Genomic DNA, 3,189 nt, shown 5'->3' on the forward strand with positions numbered 1-3,189 from the left:
GGAGGAGGGATGGCCGCGCCGGCCCGGGGCGGGTGGTCTTCGTCAGCAGCGAGGCCGGGGTGCAGACCCCGACGGACATGGTCCACTACGGCATGACGAGGACGGCTCAGCCGGCCCTGTCGCGCGGGCCGGCCCAGGAGGTCGCCGGCACGGGGGTCACGGTCAACAGCGTTTTGCCGGGGCCGACCGTCAGCGACGGCGTGCGGCAGATGTGGGAGAGCCTGTATCCGGGGCTCGATGCGCGTACACGGTCTCCGAGCAGGCCGCGGCCACGACCGGCGCGGCGCTGAGCGTGGACGGCGGCCTGGTCCCGAGGATCGTTCCCTGAGCGGGAGCCAGGGGTAAAGGCGGCATATCACCAGCTCAAAGCCTGTCGCCCATCGTCCGGGCGGCAGGAGGACGTGCGTAATGTGGGTCCTGAGGACCCGGGCCCGGAGGGAGGACCACCGGTCCACGCCCTTGACGACAAGGAGAGAGGCCACCGTCATGAGCATCGGCGCCTTGCTGCCCGCCGACCACGGGCTCGGCACCGCGCCACTCGGCGACATCTACCGCGCCATCCCCGAGGACGAGGCCCGCGCCACCGTGGAGACCGCGTGGGACCAGGGCGTCCGCTACTTCGACACGGCCCCCTTCTACGGCGCCGGGCTGGCCGAGATCAGGCTCGGCGAGGTCCTGTCCACGCGCCCGCGCGACGCGTACGTGCTGAGCACCAAGATCGGCCGGGTGATCCTGGACGAGCGGGAAGACCCGGCCTCCCGGCGGCTGGGCGACAAGGAGGGCCTGTTCGCGCACGGCCGTCCCAACACGATGGTCGAGGACTACAGCGCCGACGCCACCCGCCGCTCCATCGAGGACAGCCTCGAACGGCTGCGCACCGACCGCCTCGACATCGTCTGGGTGCACGACATCGCGGAGGACTTCTGGGACGGCGAGTGGCTCGCCGCCTTCGAATCGGCCCGCACCGGCGCCTTCCGCGTGCTGCAGGAGTTGCGGGACGAGGGCGTCATCCAGGCGAGGGTCGGACGCCTGCGGGCCGTGGCCGCGCGGCACGGTGTCGGCGTCAAGGCCGCCGCCCTGCAGTTCTCGCTGGCCCACCCGGCCACCGTGGCGGTCATCCCGGGCGCCTCACGGCCGGGCCGCATCGCCGAGGACCTCGCCGCGCTGCGCGAGAAGGTGCCGGCGGTGTTCTGGGCCGACCTGCGCGAGGAGGGGCTCATCGCGCCCGACGCCCCCGTGCCCAGAGCGTGACAGGAGAACGGCCATGGCCAGCACCTTCGCATCCATCGACCTTCCCGTCTCACCCGACCGGGTCTGGCGGCTCATCGGCGGCTTCGACTCGCTGCCCGACTGGCTGCCGTTCGTCACCTCCAGTGAGCTCGGCGAGGGCGGGCGCGTGCGGCGGCTGGTCACGGCGCGGGGCGAGACCATCGTGGAGCGCCTGGAGACCTTCGACGACCAGGCCCGCACCTACAGCTACTCCATCGTCGAGGGGCCCTTCCCGGTGAGCGCGTACCACTCCACGCTCGCGGTGCATCCGGCCGACGAGGGGGAATGCTGCCACGTGGAGTGGTCGGGCACCTTCACCCCGGACGGCGTCGGCGAGGAGGAGGTCGTCGCCCTCTTCAACCGGATCTACACCGACGGACTCGAGGCGTTGAAGCGCACGCTCGGGGTCTGATCCTCAGCGCGGCGCGCACGAGGAGTTCACGCGCTCCAGCAGGCGCGTGCACTCCCGCAGGTCGATGCCCCGCAGGTGGTCGAAGAGCCGGCGGCGCACGGCGGCCAGATGCGCCGGCCAGGCCTCCTTCAGGCGGGCGAGACCGGCGTCGGTGAGCACGGCGTTCCAGCCTCTGCCGTCGTCCGGGCACTTGACCCGCTCGACCAGCCCCTGGCCCTCCAGCCGGGTCACGATCCGGGTCATGCCGCTGAGGGACATGTCGACGGTCTCGGCCAGAGCGCTCATGCGCAGCAGCCGGCCCGGCGCCTCGGACAGGTGCATGAGCGTCTGGTACTCGATCAGCGGGAGCTGGTGCTGGCGCACCATCTCCTGGTCGATGGCCCGGGGCAACGTGATGAGCACCTTGGCCAGGGCCCGCATGAAGGACTCCTCGTCGGGAGTGAGCGGTCGCAGGTGCTCCGGTGTGACGGTGCTCATGATCCCAGCCTATTTGCTTGACAAAGAAAGTACAACGCCGTTTTACTTGCTCCGCGTAACAAGTATGCCCTCCCCCGAGGGATTGACATAGATGGGAACCACTCCGTTGACCAGGATCGGAATCATCCTCGGCAGTACCCGCCCGGGGCGTAACGGCGAGGCCGTGGCGCGCTGGGTCCACGAGATCGCCTCCAAGCGTGACGACGCGGAGTACGAGCTCGTCGACTTGCTCGACTACAAGTTGCCGCACCTCGACGAGCTCGCCCCGCCGATCATGGGGCAGTACTCGCAGCCCCACACCTTCGAGTGGGCCCGCAAGATCGACTCGTTCGACGGATTCGTGATCGTGACCCCCGAGTACAACCACTCGACCTCGGGCGCGCTGAAGAACGCGATCGACTTTCTGTACAAGGAGTGGACCAACAAGGCCGTCGGCTTCGTCGGCTACGGCCAGGTGGGCGGCGCGCGGGCGGTGGAGCACCTGCGGCTGGTCGCGGGCCAGCTCAAGTTGGCCGACGTGAGCGAGCAGGTCATCCTGACGTTGCACGACGACTTCCAGAACTACAGCGTCTTCACCCCCCGCGAGCACCAGAGCGCGACGGTGACCGCCATGCTGGACGAGGTCGTGGCGTGGAGCAGGGCGCTCGCCCCGCTGCGCGCCGCCTGAGCGCGCGCCCGCCCGCACAGCGGGGGCCGGTGCGGCGCGGGCGCGCACGTGAAACGCCGCGGAGAGCAGTCGGGGGCGCTTTCTGCGGCGGTTTCCGTCCTCTTCAGTCCTTCCACACATCACGTTCATCCGGGCGCTCCATCGTGGCTAGCCGCCTGATCAACATGAACGTGAGTGAAGGGACTGCATCTGATGCAGCCAATGGCAGCACGGCTCCTGGGCGGCTTATACCGCCGGGGACGCCTGGTCACGGCCGCCGGAGTCACGGCGCTGCTCGTCAGCAGCCTCGTGACCGCGGCCCACGCCGACCCGGTACAGCAGGGCAGGGGACGGCCCACCCCCACGCCGACCGGCACGGCGACCC

Annotated in this window: 5 protein-coding genes; 4 read left to right on the forward strand and 1 reads right to left on the reverse strand. The window is 70.2% G+C overall.

Going from position 1 to position 3,189, the window contains the following annotated elements; all coding sequences use genetic code 11:
• From C1J01_RS47195 to C1J01_RS47205, 3 genes are all read left to right on the forward strand, one after another.
• Window positions 1-290, forward strand: a 290-nt coding sequence (locus C1J01_RS47195) for an SDR family oxidoreductase (protein ID WP_220040473.1), incomplete at its 5' end; no start/stop codon positions are given.
• Window positions 291-486: 196 nt separating this feature from the next.
• Window positions 487-1,251, forward strand: a complete 765-nt coding sequence (locus tag C1J01_RS47200; protein ID WP_111185587.1) for an aldo/keto reductase — start codon at window positions 487-489, stop codon at window positions 1,249-1,251.
• Window positions 1,252-1,264: 13 nt separating this feature from the next.
• A complete protein-coding gene (locus C1J01_RS47205; protein WP_111185589.1) occupies window positions 1,265-1,681 on the forward strand; it encodes an SRPBCC family protein in 417 nt (138 codons plus the stop codon).
• 3 nt (window positions 1,682-1,684) lie between these two features.
• Here C1J01_RS47205 and C1J01_RS47210 read toward each other — a convergent pair whose 3' ends face one another.
• A complete protein-coding gene (locus C1J01_RS47210) occupies window positions 1,685-2,158 on the reverse strand; it encodes a MarR family winged helix-turn-helix transcriptional regulator (RefSeq protein WP_220040474.1) in 474 nt (157 codons plus the stop codon).
• 106 nt (window positions 2,159-2,264) lie between these two features.
• On the opposite strand from C1J01_RS47210, the gene C1J01_RS47215 reads away from it, so the two are divergent.
• Window positions 2,265-2,825 (forward strand): NADPH-dependent FMN reductase, encoded by a 561-nt coding sequence (locus tag C1J01_RS47215; protein WP_111185591.1) that lies wholly within the window; start codon window positions 2,265-2,267, stop codon window positions 2,823-2,825.
• Window positions 2,826-3,189: the final 364 nt, after the last annotated feature.

Source organism: Nonomuraea aridisoli, from assembly GCF_003236395.1.
Lineage (GTDB): Bacteria > Actinomycetota > Actinomycetes > Streptosporangiales > Streptosporangiaceae > Nonomuraea > Nonomuraea aridisoli.

Coding starts and splice junctions, on each gene's coding strand:
- C1J01_RS47200 (WP_111185587.1), top strand. CDS start 487: ATGAGCATCGGCGCCTTGCTGCCCGCCGACCACGGGCTCGGCACCGCG.
- C1J01_RS47205 (WP_111185589.1), top strand. CDS start 1,265: ATGGCCAGCACCTTCGCATCCATCGACCTTCCCGTCTCACCCGACCGG.
- C1J01_RS47210 (WP_220040474.1), bottom strand. CDS start 2,158: ATGAGCACCGTCACACCGGAGCACCTGCGACCGCTCACTCCCGACGAG.